Origin of the sequence: Streptomyces sp. NBC_01352 (genome assembly GCF_036237295.1) — a bacterium.
Classification (GTDB): Bacteria; Actinomycetota; Actinomycetes; order Streptomycetales; family Streptomycetaceae; genus Streptomyces; species Streptomyces plumbiresistens.
On sequence record NZ_CP108354.1, the window covers coordinates 2,030,259 to 2,053,080 of the forward strand.

23 protein-coding genes, 1 tRNA gene and 1 pseudogene are annotated in these 22,822 nt (G+C 72.0%); 17 read left to right on the forward strand and 8 right to left on the reverse strand.

Annotation, left to right across the window (positions count from 1 at the left end):
• Positions 1 to 7: 7 nt before the first annotated feature.
• Positions 8 to 940: an endonuclease/exonuclease/phosphatase family protein gene (locus tag OG252_RS09665; RefSeq protein WP_329335248.1), complete on the reverse strand. Its 933-nt coding sequence runs from the start codon at positions 938 to 940 to the stop codon at positions 8 to 10.
• A complete protein-coding gene (locus tag OG252_RS09670) occupies positions 924 to 1,112 on the reverse strand; it encodes an endonuclease/exonuclease/phosphatase family protein (RefSeq protein ID WP_329335250.1) in 189 nt (62 codons plus the stop codon). Before OG252_RS09670 ends, OG252_RS09665 begins: the two co-directional genes overlap by 17 nt.
• A gap of 82 nt (positions 1,113 to 1,194) precedes the next feature.
• Here OG252_RS09670 and OG252_RS09675 point away from each other — a divergent pair, with 82 nt between their 5' ends.
• Entirely contained in the window at positions 1,195 to 2,196 is a 1,002-nt protein-coding gene (locus tag OG252_RS09675) for a glycoside hydrolase family 43 protein (RefSeq protein ID WP_329345111.1), read from the forward strand.
• A 72-nt stretch (positions 2,197 to 2,268) separates the two neighbouring features.
• Here the strand turns inward: OG252_RS09675 and OG252_RS09680 are convergent.
• Positions 2,269 to 2,342, reverse strand: a tRNA-Pro gene (locus tag OG252_RS09680).
• Between the two features lie 118 nt (positions 2,343 to 2,460).
• On the opposite strand from OG252_RS09680, the gene OG252_RS09685 reads away from it, so the two are divergent.
• The 4 genes from OG252_RS09685 (at position 2,461) to OG252_RS09700 (ending at position 6,521) form a co-directional block, all read left to right on the forward strand.
• A complete protein-coding gene (locus tag OG252_RS09685) occupies positions 2,461 to 2,988 on the forward strand; it encodes a DUF309 domain-containing protein (protein WP_329335251.1) in 528 nt (175 codons plus the stop codon).
• A 60-nt stretch (positions 2,989 to 3,048) separates the two neighbouring features.
• Positions 3,049 to 3,819 (forward strand): precorrin-6A synthase (deacetylating), encoded by a 771-nt coding sequence (gene cobF, locus OG252_RS09690; RefSeq protein WP_329335253.1) that lies wholly within the window; start codon positions 3,049 to 3,051, stop codon positions 3,817 to 3,819.
• A 74-nt stretch (positions 3,820 to 3,893) separates the two neighbouring features.
• Positions 3,894 to 5,975, forward strand: coding sequence for an MDR family MFS transporter (locus OG252_RS09695; protein WP_329335255.1), 2,082 nt, complete (start codon positions 3,894 to 3,896; stop codon positions 5,973 to 5,975).
• Positions 5,976 to 6,017: 42 nt separating this feature from the next.
• Positions 6,018 to 6,521, forward strand: coding sequence for a hypothetical protein (locus OG252_RS09700; protein WP_329335257.1), 504 nt, complete (start codon positions 6,018 to 6,020; stop codon positions 6,519 to 6,521).
• Here the strand turns inward: OG252_RS09700 and OG252_RS09705 are convergent.
• Positions 6,508 to 7,269, reverse strand: coding sequence for a cobalt-precorrin-6A reductase (locus tag OG252_RS09705; protein WP_329335258.1), 762 nt, complete (start codon positions 7,267 to 7,269; stop codon positions 6,508 to 6,510). The two genes, OG252_RS09700 and OG252_RS09705, sit on opposite strands and share 14 nt — an antisense overlap.
• Positions 7,270 to 7,365: 96 nt before the next feature.
• On the opposite strand from OG252_RS09705, the gene OG252_RS09710 reads away from it, so the two are divergent.
• Positions 7,366 to 8,175, forward strand: a complete 810-nt coding sequence (locus tag OG252_RS09710) for an HAD-IIA family hydrolase (protein WP_329345112.1) — start codon at positions 7,366 to 7,368, stop codon at positions 8,173 to 8,175.
• Here the strand turns inward: OG252_RS09710 and OG252_RS09715 are convergent.
• Together OG252_RS09715 and OG252_RS52305 are read right to left on the reverse strand one after the other, a co-directional pair.
• A complete protein-coding gene (locus tag OG252_RS09715) occupies positions 8,155 to 8,928 on the reverse strand; it encodes a sulfite exporter TauE/SafE family protein (protein WP_307680290.1) in 774 nt (257 codons plus the stop codon). The two genes, OG252_RS09710 and OG252_RS09715, sit on opposite strands and share 21 nt — an antisense overlap.
• A 144-nt stretch (positions 8,929 to 9,072) precedes the next feature.
• Positions 9,073 to 9,228, reverse strand: a pseudogene (locus OG252_RS52305) (3-oxoadipyl-CoA thiolase); the annotation flags it as partial.
• A 193-nt stretch (positions 9,229 to 9,421) separates the two neighbouring features.
• On the opposite strand from OG252_RS52305, the gene OG252_RS09725 reads away from it, so the two are divergent.
• From OG252_RS09725 to OG252_RS09735, 3 genes are all read left to right on the forward strand, one after another.
• Positions 9,422 to 9,904, forward strand: coding sequence for a Dps family protein (locus OG252_RS09725; protein ID WP_266450499.1), 483 nt, complete (start codon positions 9,422 to 9,424; stop codon positions 9,902 to 9,904).
• A 44-nt stretch (positions 9,905 to 9,948) separates the two neighbouring features.
• Positions 9,949 to 10,281, forward strand: a complete 333-nt coding sequence (locus tag OG252_RS09730; protein WP_329335264.1) for a DUF3140 domain-containing protein — start codon at positions 9,949 to 9,951, stop codon at positions 10,279 to 10,281.
• A gap of 256 nt (positions 10,282 to 10,537) precedes the next feature.
• On the forward strand, positions 10,538 to 11,362 hold the full coding sequence (locus OG252_RS09735) for an SAM-dependent methyltransferase (protein WP_329335266.1): 825 nt from the start codon (positions 10,538 to 10,540) through the stop codon (positions 11,360 to 11,362).
• A gap of 104 nt (positions 11,363 to 11,466) precedes the next feature.
• On the opposite strand, the gene OG252_RS09740 is transcribed toward OG252_RS09735, so the two are convergent.
• Complete coding sequence (locus OG252_RS09740; RefSeq protein WP_266450493.1) at positions 11,467 to 12,615, reverse strand: sensor histidine kinase; 1,149 nt, start codon at positions 12,613 to 12,615, stop codon at positions 11,467 to 11,469.
• Positions 12,616 to 12,677: 62 nt separating this feature from the next.
• Between OG252_RS09740 and OG252_RS09745 the strand changes: the two genes are divergently transcribed.
• The 4 genes from OG252_RS09745 to OG252_RS09760 all read left to right on the forward strand — a co-directional run bounded on the left by OG252_RS09745 (position 12,678) and on the right by OG252_RS09760 (position 16,726).
• Positions 12,678 to 13,166: a DUF4333 domain-containing protein gene (locus OG252_RS09745; RefSeq protein WP_323186283.1), complete on the forward strand. Its 489-nt coding sequence runs from the start codon at positions 12,678 to 12,680 to the stop codon at positions 13,164 to 13,166.
• A 19-nt stretch (positions 13,167 to 13,185) separates the two neighbouring features.
• Positions 13,186 to 13,908 (forward strand): ABC transporter ATP-binding protein, encoded by a 723-nt coding sequence (locus OG252_RS09750; protein ID WP_329335269.1) that lies wholly within the window; start codon positions 13,186 to 13,188, stop codon positions 13,906 to 13,908.
• 32 nt (positions 13,909 to 13,940) lie between these two features.
• Positions 13,941 to 15,962: an FtsX-like permease family protein gene (locus OG252_RS09755; protein ID WP_329335272.1), complete on the forward strand. Its 2,022-nt coding sequence runs from the start codon at positions 13,941 to 13,943 to the stop codon at positions 15,960 to 15,962.
• Between the two features lie 68 nt (positions 15,963 to 16,030).
• Positions 16,031 to 16,726 carry a response regulator gene (locus tag OG252_RS09760; protein ID WP_266450487.1) on the forward strand — a complete coding sequence of 232 codons (696 nt, stop codon included), beginning with the start codon at positions 16,031 to 16,033 and terminating at the stop codon, positions 16,724 to 16,726.
• 7 nt (positions 16,727 to 16,733) lie between these two features.
• Here OG252_RS09760 and OG252_RS09765 read toward each other — a convergent pair whose 3' ends face one another.
• A complete protein-coding gene (locus OG252_RS09765; protein WP_266450485.1) occupies positions 16,734 to 18,143 on the reverse strand; it encodes a cytochrome P450 in 1,410 nt (469 codons plus the stop codon).
• Positions 18,144 to 18,402: 259 nt separating this feature from the next.
• On the opposite strand from OG252_RS09765, the gene OG252_RS09770 reads away from it, so the two are divergent.
• From OG252_RS09770 to OG252_RS09785, 4 genes are all read left to right on the forward strand, one after another.
• On the forward strand, positions 18,403 to 19,251 hold the full coding sequence (locus OG252_RS09770) for a hypothetical protein (protein ID WP_266450483.1): 849 nt from the start codon (positions 18,403 to 18,405) through the stop codon (positions 19,249 to 19,251).
• A 113-nt stretch (positions 19,252 to 19,364) separates the two neighbouring features.
• Entirely contained in the window at positions 19,365 to 20,177 is an 813-nt protein-coding gene (locus tag OG252_RS09775) for an SAM-dependent methyltransferase (RefSeq protein ID WP_266450481.1), read from the forward strand.
• A 47-nt stretch (positions 20,178 to 20,224) separates the two neighbouring features.
• On the forward strand, positions 20,225 to 21,628 hold the full coding sequence (locus tag OG252_RS09780; protein ID WP_329335276.1) for a glutamine synthetase family protein: 1,404 nt from the start codon (positions 20,225 to 20,227) through the stop codon (positions 21,626 to 21,628).
• Between the two features lies 1 nt (position 21,629).
• Complete coding sequence (locus OG252_RS09785; RefSeq protein WP_329335278.1) at positions 21,630 to 22,805, forward strand: amidohydrolase family protein; 1,176 nt, start codon at positions 21,630 to 21,632, stop codon at positions 22,803 to 22,805.
• The last annotated feature ends 17 nt before the right edge of the window (positions 22,806 to 22,822 follow it).

Genomic DNA, 22,822 nt, shown 5'->3' on the forward strand with positions numbered 1-22,822 from the left:
TGCTCCCTTACAGGGGCTGGGTGAGGGACTCGCACCGTGCGAGACCCCGGCCGGTTAACGACGCGGCTCCTCCAGCAACCTGAAGGTAAGCTTCGCGCCCGCAACATCGTTCTCTGCGAGCATGCGACTGACACAAACACACAAGTAAAACTGCGACCGCCTCGTACAACGGGGCCACCACCGGAATCATTCCCGAACACCAGAACTCTTTTTTTCCCGATCGATGCGACCGGCCCTCCCGCGGCTTCACCAGCCCAGATCGGCACCAGCCCAGATCGGCCACCACGGCGTAGTGGTCCGACGGCGCCGGATCGGCGGTGCCGGCCAGGGCAGCCGCCTGAACGCTGACCGCACGGCCGGGTGTGCCCGGGCGGGCGAGGATGTGGTCGATCCGTCCGTCGGCGAGCCACTCGTGGGACCCGACGAAGCCGTTGCCGGTGGTGAAGGTGAAACCGGGCTGTCCTGGACGGACCGCATCCCAGGCGTCGACGAAGGCCCGGGCCAGCGGCCGGAGCTCCGGTGTGTCGGGGCGCGCGTTGAGATCGGCGGCGAGGACGACCGGCAGCGGGCCGTCGAGAGCGGGGTCGGTGAGCAGCGCCGTCAGCCCGCGGTTCTGGGCGAGCCGGGCGCCACCACGGTCCGCCTGCCAGTCCGGGCAGGCCGTCGCGATGTGCAGGGGACCCGCCGGATGCTCGAAGGTGACGACGAGAGCCATCGAGGGGGCGCGGTCGTGCAAGGGGCCGTCCGGGCCGTCGGGCAGCCGGTGCAGCCGGTACTCCAGAACGGGCCACCGGCCGAGGACCGCCAGACCGAGAACGGGGGCGTCGGCGGCCGGCTGCGGCCCCGGACCGGGCCCCGGCTCGGGACCCGGCTCCGGCTCCGGTCTCGGGCCCCGGCCCCGGCTCCGGTCTCGGCATCCGGCTTCAGCCGAAGACCGCATGCAGACCGAGCCGCGCGGCCAGCTCGTCGGCCTGGGTCGTGCCGTGCGTGCTCCAGGCCTCCTGCAGGCAGACGATGTCCGCTCGCAGCTCGTCCAAGGTCGCCAGGATCCGTGGCTCTCGTTCGCGCCAGGGCCCGAAACGGCCCCAGACGTTCCAGGTCACCACCCGCATGCCAGGCTCCACCCTCGCAAGACGCGACGCTTCCGCCGCCACCACATCGACGTATTCTTCGGCCGTGGCTGAGACCGACCTGATGCGACTTCCCGACATGCCGCTGCACGATCCGTACATCGTCGCCGACAAGAAGACCCGCGCCTACCACCTCTACACGTCCAACGACCCTTCCGTGTCGGGCGTGGACGGCACCGGCACGATGGTCTACCGCAGCCGCGACCTGCGCGACTGGACGCGCCCCGTCGTGGTGTTCCTGGCCGCCGAGCAGCAGGGGATCTGGGCGACCGACGGCGGATGGGCGCCGGAGGTGCACGCGTGGGGCGACAGGTACTACTTGTTCACCACGCTGCACGACCAGGACAAGCCGCTTCCGGTACCACCGCCGAACCAGTGGGGCGCGCCGTTCCGGACCCCGAGCCACATGCGCGGCACGATCACGGCCGTCTCGGACTCGCTGCTGGGTCCCTTCACCGCCGTCGACCCCTCGCGCCCCACCCCGCCCGAGCGCCTCATGACCCTCGACGGCACGCTCTACGTCGACCCGTCCGGGCAGCCCTGGATGGTGTACGCGCACGAGTGGCTGCAGACCATCGACGGAACCATGGAGGCGATCCGGCTCGCCCCGGACCTGTCCCGGTCGATCGGGGAGCCGATCTTCCTGTTCAAGGCCTCGGACGCGTCCTGGATCAGCGAACAGATACCCGGCGGCGTACCGCACCAGCTCCCGCCCTACATCACCGACGGCCCGCAGCTGTACCGCACCCCTGACGGCTCCCTGCTCATGCTGTGGTCGACGTACGAGAAGAACACGGCCGGCCAGGACGGCACCGTGAGCGGCGGCTATGTGCAGACCTACGCCGTCTCCAAGTCCGGCGATCTCACGGGACCGTGGCAGCAGCAGAGGCCGTTGGTCCGCGACGACAGCGGTCACGGCATGCTGTTCGAAACCTTCGACGGCCGCCTGATGATGGTCCTGCACCGCCCCTTCGACAACGCGCGGGGAAAGCTGTACGAGATGCAGCTCCTCGGCGACGAGCTGCGGGTGCTCCGCCGACGCGCCGACCTGGACGGTGGTGGATGACGGCGCCGTCACCTACCGCACAAAAGCAACCAGCGGGTCTGCCGCTGTCGGCAGACCCGCTGGTCAACACCGTCGGGACGACAGGATTTGAACCTGCGACCCCTTGACCCCCAGTCAAGTGCGCTACCAAGCTGCGCCACGTCCCGGTGCGCGCCTGCCGCAGTGACCCACGGGATCGCGCGAAGAGCACTTTACCCCACGTCGGAGGCCTCGCCGAAGGCGGGGCGGGGCGAGGTGGGGGGCGGTGCGCGGGACAATCGGCGTATGGGCAGTGCATCCTCAGGACGACAGGCCGACGCACGGGACCGGGACGACGAGGGGCGGGCGCGCAACGCGCGGCCCCGGGACGGGCTCGGGCAGCCGCTGCCGTACGGCTCGGACGGTGTGGAGCGGCAGCCCGAGGGCGTCGTCCGCACGCCGGACGAGAGCGTCGCCGAGGCCCAGGAGCTGTTGGACGCGGGGAAGCCGTTCCACGCGCACGAGGTGTTCGAGGACGCCTGGAAGTCGGGGCCCGAAGAGGAGCGCGGGCTGTGGCGCGGGCTGGCGCAGCTCGCCGTGGGGCTCACCCATGCGGCCCGGGGCAATGTCACGGGCGGCGCCCGGCTGCTGCGGCGCGGCGCCGGGGCCGTGGAGGAGTGGGCGTCGGCGGCGGGGCGGGAGCGGCCGTACGGAATGGACCTGCCGGGGATCGTGGGCTGGGCGCGGCGGCTGGCCCACGACGTGGAGCGGGACGAGCGGACCGTCGACGCGCGGGCGCGGGCGCCGCGGCTGCGAGGGGACACGGGCTCGTAGCAGCCGGGCCGGCGTGGACGCGGTGTCCGCGGTGTCAGTGCCGTGCGGCAGACTCGGGGCGTGCGAAAGATTCATGTCATCGGTATCGGCGCGGGCGACCCCGACCAGCTGACCCTGCAGGCGGTCAGGGCGTTGCGGAGCACGGACGTGTTCTTCGTCCTGGACAAGGGCGAGGTGAAGTCCGACCTCGTGCAGCTGCGCCGGGACATGCTCGACGCGCACGTACCGGAGGGCACGTACCGCGTCGTCGAGGCGCGCGACCCGGAGCGCGACCGGGCGGCCGGCGGGGCCGCGTACTCCCCCGCGGTCGGTGACTGGCGCAGTGCCCGCGCGGAGATCTACGCCCGGCTGATCGCCGAGGAACTGGGCGAGGACGAGAGCGGCGCGTTCCTGGTGTGGGGGGATCCCGCGCTGTACGACAGCACGATCGGAATCCTGGACGAGATCCTCGAGCGGGGCGCGGAGGCGTTCGAGTACGACGTCGTGCCGGGCATCAGCAGTGTCTCCGCGCTCGTCGCCCGGCACCGCACCGGCCTGAACCGGGTCGCCCGCCCCGTGCAGATCACCACCGGCCGGCGGCTCGCCGAGGGCTTCCCCGAGGGCGTGGACGACGTGGTCGTGATGCTCGACGCCCACCAGACGTTCCGGCAGTACGCGGACCAGGACATCGACATCTACTGGGGCGCCTACATAGGCACGCCGGACGAGATCCTCGCCGCCGGCCCGATCGCGGAGGCGGCGCCCCGGATCGAGCGGCTGCGTGCGGAGGCCCGCGAGCGCAAGGGCTGGATCATGGACACGTATCTGCTGCGCCGGAATCGGCAGGAGTGAGGCACGGGTGGTCCGGGCACTCGTGCGGACCGTCCCCGCATGCGGGAGCAATCCACCGGTGTGAAGGTGACCTCGTGACAGTCGTGGAGGAAACCGCACTGCCCGCCGCCGCCCAACCCCCCGTGCTGGACAAGCGCCGCCGCAACGTCGTCTTCGTGACGATCATGCTGGGCATGCTGCTCGCGGCGCTCGACCAGACCATCGTGGGCACGGCGTTGCCGACGATCGTGTCGGACCTGGGCGGCGCGGAGCACATGTCGTGGGTCGTCACGTCGTACCTCCTCGCGGAGACCGTGGCGACCGTCCTGGTCGGCAAGTTCGGCGACATGTTCGGCCGCAAGGTGGTCTTCCAGGTCTCCGCGATCGTCTTCATCACGGGCTCGTTCCTGTGCGGTCTGGCCTCCAACATGACGCTGCTGATCCTCTGGCGGGCGATGCAGGGCATCGGCGCCGGCGGGCTGATGGTGACGTCGATGGCGCTGATCGCCGATGTGATCCCGCTGCGGGAGCGCGGCAAGTACCAGGGCGCGATCGGCGCGGTGTTCGGGGTGGCCACGGTCATCGGGCCGCTGTTGGGCGGCCTGTTCACGGACCATCTGACCTGGCGCTGGGCGTTCTACGTCAACGTCCCCATCGCGATCGTCGTGGTCATCGCGGCCGCCCGCACCATCCCGGTGGTGAAGTCGGCGATCCGGCCGGTCATCGACTACCTGGGCATCGCGTTCGTCGCGGTCGGCGCCAGCGCGCTGATCCTGGCGACCAGTTGGGGCGGCAACGAGTACGCGTGGGGTTCCGGCGTCATCATCGGGCTGTTCGTGGGCGGTACGGTCGCGCTCGGGCTGTTCTGCTGGGTGGAGACGCGGGCGACCGAACCGATGCTGCCGATGCGGCTGTTCGGCAATCCGGTGTTCACGGTCTGCTCGATCCTCAGCTTCATCGTCGGCTTCGCGATGCTCGGCGCGCTGACGTACCTGCCGACCTACCTGCAGTACGTCGACGGCGACTCGGCCACGGTCTCCGGTGTGCGCACGCTGCCGATGGTGCTCGGTCTGCTCATCGCGTCGGTCTTCAGCGGCAACGTGGTCAGCAAGACCGGGCAGTACCGGTTCTTCCCGATCGTCGGCTCCCTGGTGATGGGGGTCGGGCTGTATCTGATGTCGCTCATGGACCCGTCCACCGGTGCCTGGCTGGAGTCCCTGTACATGTTCGTGCTCGGCACCGGCATCGGGCTGTGCATGCAGGTGCTGACGATCGCCGTGCAGAACACCGTCGACTACACCGACCTCGGCACGGCCACCTCCGGTGTCACCTTCTTCCGTACGCTGGGCAGTTCCTTCGGCACGGCCGTCTTCGGCACGATCTACACCAACTCCCTCACGCCCAACCTCAGGGACGGGATCGCGTCCGCCGTCGAGGTGGGGTCCGTGGACGCTGCCACCGTGACCAGGGCCGCCACCAGCCCCGAGGGCCTGCACGAGCTCCCCTCCGAGGTCGCCGCCCCGATCATCGGAGCCTACGCCGACACCATCCAGACCGTCTTCCTGTGGACGGTGCCGGTCGCGGCCATCGGCTTCGTGGTCGCCCTGTTCCTCAAGCAGGTCGAGCTGCGGGACAGTGCGCGGGCCGGCTCGACCGACATGGGCGAGGGGTTCGCCCAGCCGTCCGGCGCGGACTCGCAGCGCGTGCTGGAGGCGACCGTCGGGAAGATCATCGGCAGTACGGACCTGGACACCGCCCGCCGGCTCATGACGGAGGCGGACACCCGGCTCGACATCGCCGGTGCCTGGGCGGTCATGCAGGTCGAGCTCTTCACGCGCATGGTGGGCCACGCCGGCCTCGGCATGATCGCCGCCCGCCGCCACGTGCCGCCGGAGGTGCTGCTGCCGGTCTTCGACCGCATGGTCGACGAGGGCTATCTGACCCGCGACGGCTCCCTCCTGTCCCACACCGAGGCGGGGGCCCGGGAGGCCCGGGTCATCAGCCAGGCCTGGGGCAGCTGGCTGGCGGACCGGGTACAGCAGGACATCGGGCGCCCCTCGGGGACGGATCTGCGTGCCGCGGTGGACACCATCGCGAAACGGCTGCTGGTGGAGGACCTCACCCATGGAGTGACACAGCATCAGCCGGCGGAGTTGGCGTCGAGCACGGCCCGCTGATAACCAGGTGCGGGCGGTCGGCGCGATGGCCATACTCGCGGCATGTCTCCGGAACCGACCCGCTTCCGTGATCCGCGCAGCACCACATACGACTTCATCGGCTCGGTACTGGTGACCTGCCCACGCTGTACGCGGATCGCGCACGTCGAGGCCTACAGGACGACCGAAGAAGCGCTGCCCACGCGGCTGTTCGCGCCCCGCCGTCTCGTCTGCCGCGCCTGCGGGCTGTCCCGGACCTGGCAGGGCCGGTCGATCGAGTTCTCCGGCGGCCGCCACTCGCCGGCCCGCGATCCGTACTTCCGCCTGCCGCTCTGGCTGCAGTTCGAGACCCGGCACGGCGGACTCTGGGCGTACAACCTCGAACAGCTGGATCTGCTCGGGCGGTTCGTCGGCGCCTCCCTGCGCGAACGCGCGCCCTGGTACGACACGGGTCAGAAGATGACCTACGTCGCCCGCCTGCCCACCTGGATCAAGAACGCCAAGAACCGCGACGAGGTACTGCGCGCCGTCGACCGCCTCCGCGCCTCCGTCGTCACGGCGGGCTAGGCCCTGTCGTCTTGAGGCCGAGCCAGGCCAGAGCCGCCGCCACGTCGGGGACCGTCGTCACGCCGTGAGGCAGTGGCGGGCGGGCCACGATCACGACGGGCAGCGCGAGGTGGCGCGCGGCCGTCAGCTTGGCCGACGTCGCCTCTCCGCCGCTGTCCTTGGTCACCAGTACGTCGATGCAGTGGTCGTACAGCAGCGCGGACTCGTCGGCCACGGTGAACGGGCCGCGCGCCAGCAGGACTTCGGTGTGCGGCGGCATCGGCGGGTCGGGCAGTTCCACGGACCGTACGACGAAGTGCAGGTCCGTCAGGTGGGCGAAGGCGGCGAGGCCCAGGCGTCCGGTGGTCAGGAACACCCGTCGGCCGAGGCTCGGCAGCAGGTCCGCGGCCGTGTCCAGCGACGCGACCGTGTGCCAGCGATCGTCGGGGCCGGCCTGCCAGGCCGGGCGGTGCAGCACCACCGCCGGAACGCCGGTCGCCGCCGCGGCCGCCGCCGCGTTCGCGGTGATCCCGGCGGCGAAGGGATGCGTGGCGTCGACGAGCGCGTCCACGCGCTGCTCGCGCAGCCAGTCGGCGAGACCCTCCGCCCCGCCGAAGCCCCCGATCCGTACGTCCCCCGCGATCACCCCGGGCCGCGCCACGCGTCCGGCGAGCGAGGTGGTGACACGAAGACCGCGGCGAGCCGCGAGCACGGCGGCCAGCTCCCGGGCCTCGGCGGTACCTCCGAGGATGAGGACGTGCGAAGGCATGGCGCCGAGCCTACGAGGCCCGGACGGAGGACAGCACGCCGGGTACGAGCCGACTTCCCGGGCCCGGGTGGCTATCGTCCGGACATGGAACCGGACATGGAATCCGTGCGTGCCGTCCTGATCGACATCGACGGGGTTCTCACCGTGTCGTGGCAGCCGCTGCCGGGGGCGGTCGAGGCCCTGCGGGAGATCCGGGAGGCCGGTCTCGTGGTGGCCCTGGTCACCAACACGACGTCCCGGACGCGGGCGTCGATCGCCGCGACCCTGGCGGACGCGGGGTTCCCGGTGACCGCCGAGGACATCCTGACCGCGCCGGCCGTCACGGCCGCTTATCTCGCCGAGCACTGGCCCGGCGCGCGGTGCGCCCTGCTGAACAGCGGTGACATCCGGGAGGACCTGGATCTGGAGGGTGTCACCGTCCTCGACGCGGACGACACCGACAGTGTCCCGGATGTCGTGGTGGTGGGCGGGGCCGGTCCCGAGTTCGACTACGCGGCGCTCGACCGGGCCTTCGGCCAGGTGCAGCGCGGTGCGCGGCTGGTGGCGATGCACCGCAATCTGTACTGGCGCACCGACGCCGGGCTGCGGCTCGACTCCGGTGCCTTCCTGGTCGGCCTGGAGCAGGCCGCGCGGGTCGAGGCCGAGGTGACGGGCAAGCCGTCGGCGGCCTTCTTCGCGGCGGCGCTGGCGCACCTCGGCGTCGGCGCGCAGGACGCGGTGATGGTGGGCGACGACATCGAGTCCGACGTACTGGCGGCGCAGCGCGCAGGTGTCACCGGGGTGCTGGTGAAGACCGGCAAGTACCTGCCTCAGACCCACGAGGCGGCGAGCGGCACGCCGGATCACGTCATCGAGTCCTTCGCGGAGCTGCCCGCCCTGCTGGGACTAGCGCAGCAGGAGCTGTAGGCCGCCCAGGATCGTCGCCCCGATCACCAGTTGCTCGAACAAGCGCTGGTTGATCCGGTTCACAGCCCATTTGCCGATGAACGCGCCGGGCACGACGAACGCCACGAGCGCCGCGTCAAGGAGCAGTGAGCGGCCGTCGATCAGGCCGAGCCCCACGCTGAAGGGCACCTTGGACACGTTGACGATCAGGAAGAAGAAGGCGGAGGTGCCGAGGAAGCCGAGCTTGCGAAAGCCGGCGGACAGCAGGTACATCGACATCACCGGGCCACCCGCGTTGGCGACCATGGTGGTGAAGCCGCCGAGGACACCGTACGAGCGGGCCTTCACGCGGCCCGATCGGGTGGCGACCGAGTCGGGTTCCTCCTCGGTGTCGGCCCTGCGGCGGCGCCAGACCGTGACCCCTGCCATCAGCAGCAGGATCGCCCCGATCGACGTCCGTACGATCTCATCGTCCGCCCACACCAGGAACAGCGTGCCGGCGACCACGCCGACCGCGACCGCCGGGAACAGTCGCCACAGCGTGGGCCAGTGCGCGTGCCGCCGGTAGGTGAGCACGGCGAGCAGGTCCCCCGCGATCAGGACCGGCAGCAGCACGCCGGTGGAGGCGCGGGCGGGCAGCACGGCGGCGAAGATCGCGAGGCTGACCGTGTTGGCCCCGCTCACGGCGGTCTTGGAGAAGCCGACGAGCAGGGCGGCGAAGGCGAGGGCGGCGAACTCCCAGCCGGTGATGTGCCAGAGGGTCATGGTGTTCATGCGGAGACCGATGCTATGTGCAAGCAACCAGGTCGCGTAAGGAGCGTCTCGCCAGGTGACCAGTGTTGCAGTGGCGACGTCGGGGCGGGCTTGGTGTGGGTGGCATCAGGGCGGTGGCCGGTGGGGGCGGCGCCGGGCCGGGTTGGTGGTGACGGCTTCGAGGCCAAAGGCGCACAGCCGGTTGACCGTGGCGCCGGGCACGGTCTCGGGCAGGCCGGCGAGCAGCGCGGCCATGCGGGCCACGTGGCGGTTGTCCCCGCCGGCCGGGTTGGCGGCGGCGCCCCAGCAGACGTCGTCGGTCGTAGGGCCGTACGGCGGACAGGGCGCCGCGCGGTCTGCCGCCCTGCCCGTGACTCCTGGGGAAGATCCCCGGCGAGGCGTTTGCACCGGTTCGCCCTGGGCACCCGCGCCGCCAGGAGTGGTTGCCGCGAGGAGGAGGGCGAGACGCACTGCTCCGCACCACCACAGACGACGCCGCAAGGAGAAGCACCGTATGACTGTCGTGAAGAGCACGATTCCCGAAGCCGCCCGTCAGGTCACCGGGGACGCACTGCAGAGCACGCTGGTGGACCTTCTCGGGCTCTCCCTGATCGGGAAGCAGGCGCACTGGAACGTGGTGGGCCCGCGCTTCCGTTCGATCCACTTCCAGCTCGACGAAGTGGTCACGGCCTCACGCGAGTTCGCCGACACCGTGGCGGAACGCTCCTCGGCGCTCGGTCTGCCGCCCGACGGCCGGCCGGAGACGATCGCGTCGGCGTTCACCCTGCCCAGCCCGAAGGACGGCTGGGTCCGTGACTCGGACGTCGTCGAGGTGATGGTCGAGGCCCTGGAGGCGGCGATCGGCCGGCTGCGCGAGCGCATCGAGGCGACCGAGAAGGCCGACCCGGTCACCCAGGACCTGCTGATCACGGTCACCGCCGAACTGGAGAAGCAGCGCTGGATGTTCGATGCGGAGAACTGGCCCAAGGACAGCTGACCAGCGCCCGAACGCCCGAACCCATACGTACGAAGGGGCATTCGATGACCGACGCCCTCGAGCTCGACGCGCTGTGGGAGGACTTCCACCGCGTGGTGAACATGACCTCGCAGGAGCTGGCCGCATGGCTGCGGGTCCGCGACGCCGACGAGAACACGGAGCCGCTGCCGGAGAACGCGGGTACGCCCACGGGGCAGCACGTCCTCGCGATCCTGCAGAAGCGGCGCACGGATCTCACCGACAACGACCTCAGGGTGATGCACGAGGTCGTCGACACCGTCGTCGAAGAGACGGATATGGAGAACGAGCCGGCGGCCGAGGACACGGCCCGCCGCCAGCGCCTGATGACGATCGGCCACGACCCGCTCAAGCCGTGACCGACCGGCCAGGACGGCCGATCCCGTTGGACCGGTCGAAGTGGCCGAACCGGCCGTGCCCGCCGCCGCGTTGACGCGGCAGCGCTTGGCCGAACAGGTGGCCGAAGACCGCCTCTGCCACGTCGCATGATCGTGCCAGACTGCTCGAACAGCCTGCCGGGTGTTGCGCGGGCCTTGTCGAGCAGAGGAGTACGGCGTGACCGAGCCGGCCGTCCACCGAACCGACACGAGCCGGACCGATGCGAGTCAGACGGCTATGAATCGGACGGCTACGGCTCGGACCGGTCCGAGCCGGATCGACACCACCAGACCTCATCCGGCACGGGTCTACGACTGGTTCCTCGGCGGCAAGGACAACTACCCAGTCGACGAGGAACTCGGCCGACAGATCATGGCCATCGAGACGGGAGCCCCGCGGGCGGCCCACGCCAACCGCCGGTTCATGCAGCGGGCCACCCGCCGGCTCGCCCGTAAGACGGGCATCCGCCAGTTCCTCGACATCGGCACGGGCATACCCACCGAGCCCAACCTCCACCAGATCGCCCAGTCCGTCGCCCCGGACGCCCGGGTCGTCTACGTCGACAACGACCCGATCGTCCTGGCCCACGCCGAGGCCCTGCTGCACGGCACCCCCGAGGGCGTGACGGAGTATCTCCAGGCGGACGCGCGCGATCCGCGAGGCATCCTCGAACAGGCCCGCCGCGTCCTCGACTTCGACCGGCCCATCGCCCTGTCCCTGATCGCCCTGCTGCACTTCGTCGCGGACGAGGACGGCGCGTACGAGCTGGTGGACGCTCTCGTCGAGGCCCTCGCGCCGGGCAGTTGCCTGGTGCTGTCGGCGATGACGGCGGACTTCGAGCCGGAGCACGTACGGCGGGGCATCGCCGCCTATGCGGCGGGCGGGGTGACACTCGTGGCCCGGTCGCAGGCCGAGATGGGCGGATTCTTCAAGGGGCTCGAGGTGATGGAGCCGGGAATCGTGTCGGTCGCCGACTGGCATCCGGAGCTCACCGCGGAAGGCGAGAAACCCGACGGGCAGGGGCCCGTGTCGCTGTACGGCGCGGTCGGCCTCAAGCCCTGAAACCGACGCCCAAGAACCGACGCCCCGACACCGACGCCCTGATGCCTTGACGCCAGCCCGTTCACTACGCCTTGCGCGACAGTCGTGCGCACCCTCCGATCCCCTCACGTCGGGAACACCGCCCGCACCTCCCAGCCGTACCCGCCGCGCGGCCCCGCGTGCAGGTCGCCCCCCAGCGCCGTCACCCGCTCCTTCAGGCCGACGAGGCCGAAGCCACCGCCGTGTGCGGCGTCCGGGAGCCGGCTGCCGCCGCGGCCGTCGTCAGTGACCGACACCTCCAGTCGGCCCTCGTCGTGGCGTAGGCGGACGGTGACCTGGGTGGCGTCGCCCGCGTGGCGCCGTACGTTGGTCAGCGCCTCCTGGACGACGCGGAAGGCGGCCGCCTGCACCTCGTGCGGAAGGTCGTCGTGGACGGTGGGGTCGCGGAGCAGAGCGACCTTCTGAAGGGGGCCCGCGAAGCCCTCCGTGAGGTCGGCGATGCCGGCGAGGTCGCCCACCGGGCGGCGGTCGGCCGGGTCGGTGCCGGCGTCGCGCAGCACGCCGACCGTGCGGCGCATGGACGCCAGCGCCTCGGTCGCGGCGCGCTCGATGCCGGCGAGGACGGGGTCGAGTTCGTCCTGCCTCGAGTCGGCCATCATGCGGGCCACCTGGCTCTGGACGAGGATCCCGGTGACGTGGTGAGCGACGAAGTCGTGCAGGTCGGCGGCGATGGCGAGGCGCTCCGAGCGGCGGGTCTCACTCACGGCCACGGTCCGGCGGTAGTCCATGGAGCGCAGATAGGCGGCGAACCCGGCGGTGAGTCCGATCAGGACCAGTGCGATCAGCATGAAGCCCTGCATGGTGTCCGGCTCGCTGCGCAGGGCCCGCACCGGCAGCGCCAGGACGGCACCGCCGACGAGCGCGCCGCACGCCACGACCGATCCGCGCGGACAGTGCCGTACCGCGATGAAGAACAGGCACAGCAGGATGCTCAGCTCGCCCGGGCCGAACAGCGCCTCCGGGTACTCCACCGTGGCCAGTGTGCAGAGGCCGGAGACCACGGCGGGCACGACCGTGCGCACCTGGGGGGTGAGCCAGGCGGGGCGCCGGTCGGCGGGCCACAGCACGGCGGCGCCGCCGACGAGCAGCACGACCGCGGTCGGCCAGGCGCCGGCGTCCTGGCCGGCGGCGTAGGCCAGGTCGACGGTCGCCGCGCTGAGCAGGGCGCCGACGCCGAAGCCCCTGGCCAGGCCCCGGGGAGAAACGGATCTCATGCCGCTCACGGTATGCGGCGCGGACGGCGGCGGGATCGGCCGAACGGTCGAGGCGGCACCGCGTGAACCCTGACCGTATGGCCGAGGCGCGCGGCCGGGTGCGCGGGCGAGGGTGGAGCCACTTCCTCAGCAGGCGGAGCCGCAGCCTGCGCCCCAGCCATCAGAGCCCTCAGGAGTACGTGATGCAGCGCAAGTTCCTCGTCGGTGCCGTCGGCGGTGCCGCCGCCGTCGCGGCCGTCTTCGGTGTCGGCACCCATCTGCTGTCCGGAACACAGTCGACCACCGGGCTGAACGACGATTCCGGGGTGTCCGTCGGCGGACACCGGGCACTGGCCGCCGACATCGTCGCGGGCCGCACCGAGAGCAAGTACCACCCGCTGCCCTGGGTCGGGGCGAAGGTCTCCGGGGTCACCTGTCCCACCGGCCTCAAGGCCGTCGCCGGGGCCACCGTCACCTGCACCGGCAAGAAGAGCGACGGCGAGACCGTCGACATACCGGTGACCGTGGTCAAGGCCACGGCCCACTCCGTCACCTGGAAGTTCGAGCGCTAGAAAAGGGCCCCGCCACATCATGAACACCGTTCTGGCCGGTCACGGCCTCGTGAAGAAGTACGGCTCCACCACCGCCCTGTCCGGCGTGGACGTCGAGGTCGGCGAGCGCGACTCGCTGGCGATCATGGGCCCGTCCGGGTCCGGCAAGTCCACCCTGCTGCACACCCTGGCCGGGATCGTCCGCCCGGACGGCGGGCAGGTGCTGCTGCGCAGCGAGCGAAGCGAGACGGGGGTCCCGCCGGGCGAAGGCTGGGAGCGCATCGACAAGCTGGGCGAGAACCGGCTCAGCGCGCTGCGCCGGAAGCGCTTCGGGTTCGTCTTCCAGTTCGGCCAGCTGCTGCCGGAGCTGCCCGCCGAGGAGAACGTGGCCCTGCCGCTGATGCTGGAAGGCATGCCCCGTGGGCGGGCCGTCGAGAGGGCCCGCCGTTGGTTCGCCCCGCTCGGCATCGACGGGCTGGAGAAGCGCCGGCCCGGCCAGCTGTCCGGCGGTCAGACCCAGCGGGTGGCGATCGCCCGCGCCCTGGTCGTCGAACCGGACGTCGTCTTCGCCGACGAGCCGACCGGCGCCCTGGACCAGACCACCAGCACGGAGGTCGTCCGACTGCTGACCTCGGTCACCCGCGAGCAGGGCGCCGCCCTGGTCATGGTCACGCACGACGCGGATGTCGCCGCCCACTGCGACCGCGTCCTCCAGGTCCGGGACGGCCTGATCACCCACTACACCCAGTACACGGCCGCCTGAGACCCTCGCGCCCAGAACCTCCGGAGACTCCGATGCGTTCCCCCGTCCTGCCCCTGACCTGGCATCTGGCCCGGTCCTCCGGCCGCCGCGGCCTGCAGAGCCAGTTGCTGGCGGCCGGGGCCGCCGCCGTCGGCGCGTTCGTCATGCTGGTGATGATCGCCGCCACCTCCGGCGCCGGCATCCGCGCCGACCACACGACCTGGCGCACCCCCGACGCCGTACCGGCGAAGCGGGCCACCGCAGTCCAGGCGCTCGCCACGACGTACGTCCGCCACGAGCCCGTGACCGTCGTCTCGCTGGCTCGACTGCCCGGCCGCGGGACGACCCCCGCCCCGCCCGGCCTGAGCGCCTTCCCCGAGAAGGGCGAGGTGTACGTCTCCCCCGCCCTGGCCGCGCTGCTGCGCGGGCTCCCCGCGAACCAACTGGCCGACCGCTTCCCGAAGGTGACGTCGTACGGCACGATCGGCGCCGCCGGTCTCGCCTCGCCCGACGAACTGGTCGCCGTGGTGGGACGGGCGCCGGGCCACCCGGCGGTGTCCGCTGCGGCCGAGGGCAGCACTCCGTGGTTCGACGAGGGGCAGAGTGCCCGTGCCGAGATCTCCGGGTTCTCCGGAACGCAGAAGCCCCTGCTCACCGGCTTGGACAAGGGGATGGTGCTGCTGGGTCTGGTGCTGCTGGCGATGCCCGTGGTCGTGCTGTCCTCGGCGGCCGGGAGGCTCGGCGCGGCCCGCCGCGAGCAACGGCTGGCCGCGCTGCGTCTGGCCGGGGCCACGCCCCGGCAGATCCTCACGATGACCGCGGTCGAGGCGGCGGCGGTCGGCGCGGCCGGGGCCCTGACGGGCGCGCTCGCGTACGTGGCGCTGCTGCCGATCCTCGCCGAGGTCCCGTACGGCGTCGGCGGCTGGTACACCGATCAGTTGTGGGTGGGCCTGCCGTGGTGCGCCGCCGTGGTGGCCGGTGTCACGGTGCTCCTCACCGTCAGCGCGGTGTCGATGCTGCGCCAGGTGGCGACCGCGCCGCTGGGCGTGGCCCAGGAGGCGAATCCGCGCCGCACCCGCTGGATCCGGTTCGCTCTGTTCGCGGTGGCCCTGCTCTACATATGGCAGTCCGCGGGCAGCGGCGAGCTGTCGTCCCGGCAGGCGCTGGTCCTGCTGGGGCTGTTCTACGGCACGTTCTGGCTGTTCGGGCCGTGGGTCGTGGACCGGCTGGGCCGGATCGTGGGCCGCTTCGCCCGCCGCCCGGCGACCCTGCTGGCCGCGCGGCGGCTCAGCGACGACCCGCGCGGCGCCTGGCGCACCGTCAGCGGTCTGGTGCTCGCCGGATTCGTGGCCGGATTCTTCTCCGTGAGCCAGCTGGGCAGTCAGCTGGGCGGCTCGGACTACGGGAATCAGGTCGCCGTGGTCTCCCCGAGCGCCGCCGAGGCCCGGCACACCGCCACCGAGGCCCGTACACTGCTCGACCGCGCGGGCGTCACCGCGACCGTCACGACCGGCGGCGCCGACGACTCCGGCAATCTGCTGGGCGGCAACCCGGGGGTGATCGCCCATGTCGTCGGCGGTACGGAGCGGATCGACGCGGCCGTCACCGCCCTCACCGCCGTCGCGGCGGGCACGCCCCCGTACACCGAGGACTACGCGACGGCGCCCGACCGCATCGCCATCGACCGCGTCTCCGACGTCAGCACCGCCACCCTGGCCCTGAGCTTCGCCTTGGCGACCGCCTCCGCCGGACTCACCGCGGCGGCGAACGTCCTGGACCGGCGGCGGGTGTACGGCCTGCTGCGGCTGGCCGGCACCCCGTTGCGGGTGCTGAACCGGGCCCGGGTGCGCGAGACGGTCCTGCCCCTGGTCGTCCTGGCCGGCGGCACCACCGCGATGGGGGTCTACGGCTCCTACCAGCTCAACAAGGCGGCCGACGTCACGATCAACACCACCGGGGCCCTGCAGCTGGCCGCGTGCGTGGTCGTCGGCGCGCTGGCGATGTTCGCCGCCATCGCCGGCAGCAGACCGCTGCTGCGGAAGGTCACGGACGGTCCGGCCCCGACCGCGGACTGAAGAGCGCCGGGGCCCGCCGCACCTGCCGGCGGGCCCTCACCCTCCAACCCCTGAGGCATGATCGAGCCATGACGAGCCCCACCCCGCCCGGCGCCCCCATCCGCGTCCTCATCGCCGACGACCAGGAGATGGTCCGTACCGGCTTCCGCTTCTTCCTGGACGCGCAGCCCGACATCACGGTGGTCGCCGTGGCCGCCGACGGCGAGGAGGCCGTCGCGCTGGCCCGCGAGGTGCGACCGGACGTGTGCCTGCTGGACATCCGGATGCCGAAGCTGGACGGGCTCGAGGCCACCCGCATGCTGGCGGGGCCTCAGGTCGCCGACCCGATGCGGGTGGTCGTGGTGACCACCTTCGACCTCGACGAGTACGTGTACGGGGCGCTGCGCGGCGGCGCGTGCGGGTTCCTGCTCAAGGACTCGGGGCCGACCCTGCTGGCGGAGGCGGTCCGCGCGGCCGCGGCCGGCGACTCCCTGGTCTCCCCGTCGGTCACCGTCCGTCTCCTCAGACACGTCACCGAGACCCCGCAGCCGAGCGCCCCGGCCCGTCCGGCGCCCCCCGCCGAACCCCTCACCGACCGCGAACTCGACGTGGTCCGCCTGGTCGCCCTCGGCCGCACCAACGCGGAGATCGCCGCCGAGTTGTACGTCTCCCTGTCCACGGTCAAGACGCACCTGTCCAGCGTCCAGCTCAAACTGGCGGCGCGGAACCGGGTGGAGATCGCGGCCTGGGCGTGGCAGAACGGGCAGGTGCGGGCCGGAACTTGACCGCCGCTCAGCCGTCCGAGCGGATGAGGCCCGTCAGGTACCGCCACAGCGACGACCGGCGCTTGGCTGCCTGGTCCGGTACGTCCGCGGCGGGCGTCTCGGCCTCCGGGAGCGCCGGGACATACCGTGCGGGCGATGCGGTGAGCTCGTAGCGCACGGGCAGCGAGCGCAGCCCTCGCATGAACGGCGAGGAGCGCCAGGGCAGTTGGTCGACGGGGAGGGCGAGTTCCAGGTGCCCGAACCGTTCGAAGAGGCGGCTCACTCCGGCCGCCGCGATCGTCGACGCCAGCTCGCGGGCCGGACACTGGCGGGGCCCCGCACCCCACGAGAGGTGCGCCCGGCTGCTGATGGTGGAGGAGCCCGGTGTCATCTGCCCGGAGAAGAGGGGGTCGGCGTGCGCGGCGGCGGAGGACACCCACACGGGGTCGCCGGCGTGGATGGTGTAGTTCCCGAGCCGGGTGTCCGCGGTCGCGAACCGCGGGACGAAGTTGACCAGGGGCGGCTTGCGCATGACCACCCGGTTCATGGTCTCCCGGACCATTCCCGCGGACAGGGTGGTGCGCACTCCGCCCTCGCGCTCTCCGGAGATCACCTCGACCACGGTGTTGGAGATGAGGATGCCGACGTGGTCGGAGGTCATGCCGAGCAGCATGAACAGTTCCCGGGCCAGCTCGTCGACCGAGAGGTCGGGATGTGCGGCCAGCAGGTGGGAGGGGAAGTCGTCCCCCGGTCGCTCGAGCTTGGCGGCGGCCAGCTCCGAGAGCGTCTTCAGAAGCCGCTCCAGGGCGGGTTCGGCGTCCGGGCCCGCGTCCAGCACCCGCCACATGTCCATGAGGGCGTCGTCGCCCTGGGAGCCGGGGAAGCCGAGCAGGTGGCTCGCCGCCATCAGCGGGAGCGGTCGGGAGAACTGCGCCGACAGGTCGGCCATGCCGGTGCCGCCGCCTTGGGCGAGCAGAGTGATCAGCTCGTCGGCGTAGACCGTGACGGCCGACTTCAGCCGCTTGGCCTGGGGGTGCCGGGGATCCTGGAAGGGCCGGAGTGCCGCGTCCCAGGCGGTGCGCAGCGCGGGGTAGCCCGGACCGCCCTGGATCAGCACGTGGTTGACCTCGAGGGAGGGGCCCAGTGGCCAGTCGGCGGGCACCCGGCCCTCCGACCGGGCCCGCCAGTTCTCCAGGCCCTTGGGCCACCCGGCGTCGTCCTGCAGCACCTCGAGCGACTCGCGGTAGCCGAGGACGAGCCACGCGGGCACGCCGAGCAGGTCGACCGGCGCGACCGGACCGTGGCGCTGTCGCAGCCGCTCGTAGACGAGCCCGGGACGCGTCTCGTAGTCCCGGGTCAGCAGGGGCTCCGGGTCCAGGTCTTCGAGCCGCGCGCCGTTCGGCGCCGACTCCCCTTGGTCGACCAGGTGGAACTCCATGGTTCTGCCGCCCCTTCGCCACCGCGCGTAGCGGTCTGCAGCCTGTGAGTGCTTGCGGACCGGTGAGACCGTACCTCAGGTATCGCGCGCATCACACAGCGGGGTACTCGTCGGTAATGAGAAACGCGCTCTCTCTCCTCAAGTCGCGAAGTCGCGCCACCCCGTGGCGCCCCTCACTCGAACAGGCCCGTGCGCTGGTGGGCGGAGAGGGCCGGTGGTGCGCTGAGGAGACGTACCCCGTTCTCAGGAGGCACCCTCGATGACCGCTCGTCCGTCCTCGCGTTCCGTCCGGTTCCTCGCCTCGGCCCTGGCGGCGGGCGCGCTGATGGCCACCGCGGCCTGCTCGGACGACGACGGCGACAGCGACGGCGGTGCCGCGGCCGCGGAAGTCGCCGCCTCGCCGTTGGCCGCGAAGTCGCCCACCGCCTCGCCGACCGCCTCGTCGGCCGGCCGCCTCACCGCGGCCGGGGCCCGGGCCGCGCTGCTCACCGAGGCCGACATGGAGGACGACTGGGCGCAGGTGGGCGACAAGGAGGCCGCCTCCTGGCGCGAGAACATGCTCGTCGGCGAGGTCGACGTCGCGGAGTTCCTGACCGCCAAGACCGACGCCGCCGACTGCCAGCAACTGCTCGACACCCTCTACAGCGACGACCTGCTGGGCAAGCCGTCCGGGGCGGGCGCGCTCAGGGGCTTCGAGCAGGGTGACTCCCGCCTTCTCCAGCAGGTCGCCGCCTACGACAAGGTGGCCCTCGACGAGTCCCTGGCCTGGCTGAAGACCCTGCCCGCCGAGTGCGACCAGTTCACGGCGACCGATGACACAGGCGACGAGCGCACGGTCCAGGTGACCGAGACCTCCGTGCCGAACGTGGGCGACGCCCGCCAGGGCCTGCACGTGACCGTGCAGGGCACGGCCGCCGACACACCGGCGACCCTCACCCTGGACGTCGCCGTCGTCCGGGTCGGCACCGACGCGATCACCGTCACCGCCGGCGGTCTCGACGGAGGTGAGGACGACTCGGTCGAGCGGGCGGTCGAGCAGGGCACCCAGCGGCTGAAGGACGTACAGGCGGGCCGGACGCCCGCCGCGGACCCCGGCGAGATCGACTGACCGCCCGCTCCCGCCCCTGCGAACCGCCTTTCGGCTCGGCCGTTTCCGGGACAAGCTGATCATCGGACGGCACAATGGCGGCGACGGCAGCAGGCGCGAGAAGGAGCGAAGACGTGAGCGAGAGCCACACCCCGCCCGGCGGGTCGGCGAGGCTGAACACCGGTGTGGCGCACAACGCGCGCGTGTGGAACTACTGGATCGGCGGCAAGGACAACTACGAGGTCGACCAGCAGGTCGGCGAGCACGTCGCCGGGATGTTCCCGATCATCCGGGAGATCGCCCGCGCCGACCGCTGGTTCCTGGGCCGGGCGGTCCGGTTCCTCGCCGAGGAGCAGGGCGTCCGCCAGTTCCTCGACATCGGCACCGGGCTGCCGACGGTGGACAACACCCACGAGATCGCCCAGCGGATCGCACCCGAGTCGCGGATCGTCTACGTCGACAACGACCCCATCGTCCTGGTGCACGCCCGCACCCTGCTCACCAGCACCAGCGGGGGCGTCACCGACTACATCGACGCCGACGTGCACGACCCGGACGCCATCCTCGAACGGGCCGCGCAGACCCTCGACTTCAGCAAGCCGGTCGCGGTCATGATGCTGGGCATCCTCAACTTCGTCCTGGACACCGCAAAGGCGCGGGACATCGCGCGTCGCGTCATGGCCGAGCTGCCCTCCGGCAGTTACCTGGCCCTGACGCACCCCACCTTCGACGCCGACCTCGGCGGCGAGGGCCAGATCCCGGCGATGAAGTTCTGGAACGAGAACGCCACGCCGCCGATCTGCGCCCGCAGCCGCGAGGACATCGCCGCGTTCTTCGAGGGACTCGAGCTGCTGGAGCCGGGACTCGTGTCGTGCTCGCAGTGGCGTGCCGAGCCCGATTCCCCCGTCGTGGTACCGCAGTTCGGCGCGGTGGCCGTGAAACCCTGACGCAGGCGCCGATCCGGCCGAGCTCGTCATGGAGTCATGGAGGACGTATGACCACCCTTGCCGACCCCGTCCCCGGCGGACGTCCCGGAGAGGCCGAACGGGCCGCCGCGCTCGCCGACGAGCTGGCCGACCGGGGCGTGCACGGCATCGTCCTGTCCTACGTCGACACCGCGGGCGTCACCCGGGTCAAGACCGTCCCGACGAAGCGACTCGCCGCGGCGGTGACCTGGGGCGTCGGCATGTCGCCCGTGTTCGACACCTTCCTCGCCGACGACTCGATCGTCGCCACCGACGTGCTCGGCTCACCGGACGGCGATCTGCGGCTGTATCCCGACCTGGACCGACTGGTGGCGCTGGCCGGGCAGCCCGGCTGGGCGTGGGCGCCGGTCGACCGGATCACGCAGGAGGGCGAGCCGCATCCGGCCTGCGGGCGTACTCTCCTGCGCCGGATCGTCCGGGAGGCCGCCGAGCGGCACGGCCTGGCCTTCAAAGCGGGCATCGAGATCGAGTGGGCCGTCGGTCAAGGGCCGTCGGCCGCCGGGGACTTCGTGCCCGCGACGACGGGACCGGCGTACAGCGCCACCCGGCAGGTCGAGCTCGGTGACTACACCGCCGACCTGCTGGCGTCCCTGGCGGCGCAGGGGGTTGAGGTCGAGCAGCTCCATCCCGAGTACGCGGCCGGGCAGTTCGAGGTCTCGGTGGGCGCGCTGGACCCGGTGGCGGCGGCCGACAGCAGTGTGCTGGTCCGGCAGACGATCCGCGCGGTGGCGGGGCGCCACGGCTTCGTCGTCTCCTTCGCCCCGGCGGTCTTCGCCGAGGGCGTCGGCAACGGCGGCCACATCCACCTCTCCGCCTGGCGCGGCGGCACGAACCTGCACTCCGGGGGCGGTGGCCGGTACGGCATGACGGCCGAGGCCGAGTCCTTCGCGGCCGGGTTGCTCGCCCACCTGCCCGCTCTCACGGCCGTGACCGCGCCGAGCCCGGCCAGCTATCTGCGGCTCAAACCGTCCCAGTGGGCCGGGGTGTTCACCGCCTGGGGTCGCGAGACCCGCGAGTCGGCGCTGCGCGTGATCACGGGCACCGCGGGTGTCCGTGACCGGGCCGCGAACCTGGAGGTCAAGCCGGTCGATCTGGCCGCCAACCCCTATCTCGCGCTCGCCGGTCTGATCGCCGCCGGTCTGGACGGCCTGGCCTCGTCCACGCCGCTGCCCGAGGAGACCACCGGGGATCCGGCCCGGCTCGACGCCGAGAAGGCGGCGGCCCGGGGTGTACGACGGCTGCCGGCCACCCTGTCCGAGGCGGTCGAGGCGTTCCGCGCCGACGAGGTGCCGCGGACCGCGCTGGGCCCCGTCCTCGCCGACGCGGTGATCGCCGTACGCCTGGGGGAGATCGCGGCCGTCGCCGGGTTTGACGACGAGGGCGTGGCGGCGGCGTACCGCTGGAAGTACTGACATGGGCGCGGGTCCCGTGCATGAAGAACTCGCCGCCCTGCGGCTCGTGGACCACCACTGCCATGGGGTCATCACCGCCGACCTCGACCGGGCCGGCTTCGAGTCGATGCTCACCGAGGGCGAGGCGTGGCCGGGGATCTCACCGTTCGACAGTCCGGTCGGCGTGGCCGTCCGCCGCCACTGCGCTCCCCTGTTGGACCTGCCGCGCCACGCGCCCGCCGAGGATTACCTGGCCCGGCGGGCCGAGCTGGGCGCGCGCGAGGTGAACCGCCGGTTCCTCGCCGCCGCGGGCACCGAGGTGTTCTGCGTCGACACCGGGTTCACCCCGGACCGGCTCACCGCGCCACGGGAACTGGCGAAGGCCGCGGGCGGCCGGGCGTACGAGGTCGTACGGCTGGAGGCCGTCGCCGAGGCGGTGGCGGCGGGCGGGGTCGAACCCGACGCGTACGCGGAAACGTTTCGCGCTGCCGCGCTGGAGGCCGTACGGCGGCCCGGTGTGGTGGCGGTGAAGTCCGTCGCCGCCTACCGCACCGGCTTCGACCTGGACCCGGCGAGGCCCTCGGACACGGACGTCACCGAGGCGGCCCGGCGCTGGCTCGCCGAGGGCGGCGGCCGGCTGGCCGATCCGGTCCTCGTACGGCAGCTGCTGTGGACCGCCGTGGACCTGGGACTGCCCCTCCAGCTGCACACCGGCTTCGGGGACGCGGACATCCGGCTGCACCGGGTGGATCCCACGCACCTGACGGACTGGCTGCACCTGACCGCCGGCACCATCCCGGTGCTCCTGCTGCACTGCTGGCCCTACCAGCGCCAGGCGGCCTATCTGTCGGCGGTGTTCGAACAGGTGTACCTCGATGTGGGGCTCATCCTGCACCACGTCGGTCCCGCCCGGGCCGGGGCGGTCCTGGCGGAGGCGACGGAGATCACGCCGTTCCGCAAACTGCTGTACAGCTCCGACGCGTACGGTGTGGCGGAGTTCTACCACCTCGGCGCGCTGGCCTTCCGGCAGGGCCTGGCCGGCCTGCTCCAGGAGCGGGTGGACGCCGACGAGCTGAGTCTGCCGGACGCGCTGCGGATCGCGGCGTGGGCGGGCGGTGACAACGCCCGCCGCCTCTACGGACTGCCCCCGACCGACACCGATCCCCACCCGCCCAGCACCGACCGCCACAGCGACTGAGCGTTCGCGATTCCCGG

Coding starts and splice junctions, on each gene's coding strand:
- OG252_RS09665 (WP_329335248.1), bottom strand. CDS start 940: ATGCGGTCTTCGGCTGAAGCCGGATGCCGAGACCGGAGCCGGGGCCGG.
- OG252_RS09670 (WP_329335250.1), bottom strand. CDS start 1,112: ATGCGGGTGGTGACCTGGAACGTCTGGGGCCGTTTCGGGCCCTGGCGC.
- OG252_RS09675 (WP_329345111.1), top strand. CDS start 1,195: ATGCGACTTCCCGACATGCCGCTGCACGATCCGTACATCGTCGCCGAC.
- OG252_RS09685 (WP_329335251.1), top strand. CDS start 2,461: ATGGGCAGTGCATCCTCAGGACGACAGGCCGACGCACGGGACCGGGAC.
- OG252_RS09700 (WP_329335257.1), top strand. CDS start 6,018: ATGTCTCCGGAACCGACCCGCTTCCGTGATCCGCGCAGCACCACATAC.
- OG252_RS09705 (WP_329335258.1), bottom strand. CDS start 7,269: ATGCCTTCGCACGTCCTCATCCTCGGAGGTACCGCCGAGGCCCGGGAG.
- OG252_RS09710 (WP_329345112.1), top strand. CDS start 7,366: ATGGAATCCGTGCGTGCCGTCCTGATCGACATCGACGGGGTTCTCACC.
- OG252_RS09715 (WP_307680290.1), bottom strand. CDS start 8,928: ATGAACACCATGACCCTCTGGCACATCACCGGCTGGGAGTTCGCCGCC.
- OG252_RS09725 (WP_266450499.1), top strand. CDS start 9,422: ATGACTGTCGTGAAGAGCACGATTCCCGAAGCCGCCCGTCAGGTCACC.
- OG252_RS09730 (WP_329335264.1), top strand. CDS start 9,949: ATGACCGACGCCCTCGAGCTCGACGCGCTGTGGGAGGACTTCCACCGC.
- OG252_RS09735 (WP_329335266.1), top strand. CDS start 10,538: ATGAATCGGACGGCTACGGCTCGGACCGGTCCGAGCCGGATCGACACC.
- OG252_RS09740 (WP_266450493.1), bottom strand. CDS start 12,615: ATGAGATCCGTTTCTCCCCGGGGCCTGGCCAGGGGCTTCGGCGTCGGC.
- OG252_RS09750 (WP_329335269.1), top strand. CDS start 13,186: ATGAACACCGTTCTGGCCGGTCACGGCCTCGTGAAGAAGTACGGCTCC.
- OG252_RS09755 (WP_329335272.1), top strand. CDS start 13,941: ATGCGTTCCCCCGTCCTGCCCCTGACCTGGCATCTGGCCCGGTCCTCC.
- OG252_RS09760 (WP_266450487.1), top strand. CDS start 16,031: ATGACGAGCCCCACCCCGCCCGGCGCCCCCATCCGCGTCCTCATCGCC.
- OG252_RS09765 (WP_266450485.1), bottom strand. CDS start 18,143: ATGGAGTTCCACCTGGTCGACCAAGGGGAGTCGGCGCCGAACGGCGCG.
- OG252_RS09770 (WP_266450483.1), top strand. CDS start 18,403: ATGACCGCTCGTCCGTCCTCGCGTTCCGTCCGGTTCCTCGCCTCGGCC.
- OG252_RS09780 (WP_329335276.1), top strand. CDS start 20,225: ATGACCACCCTTGCCGACCCCGTCCCCGGCGGACGTCCCGGAGAGGCC.
- OG252_RS09785 (WP_329335278.1), top strand. CDS start 21,630: ATGGGCGCGGGTCCCGTGCATGAAGAACTCGCCGCCCTGCGGCTCGTG.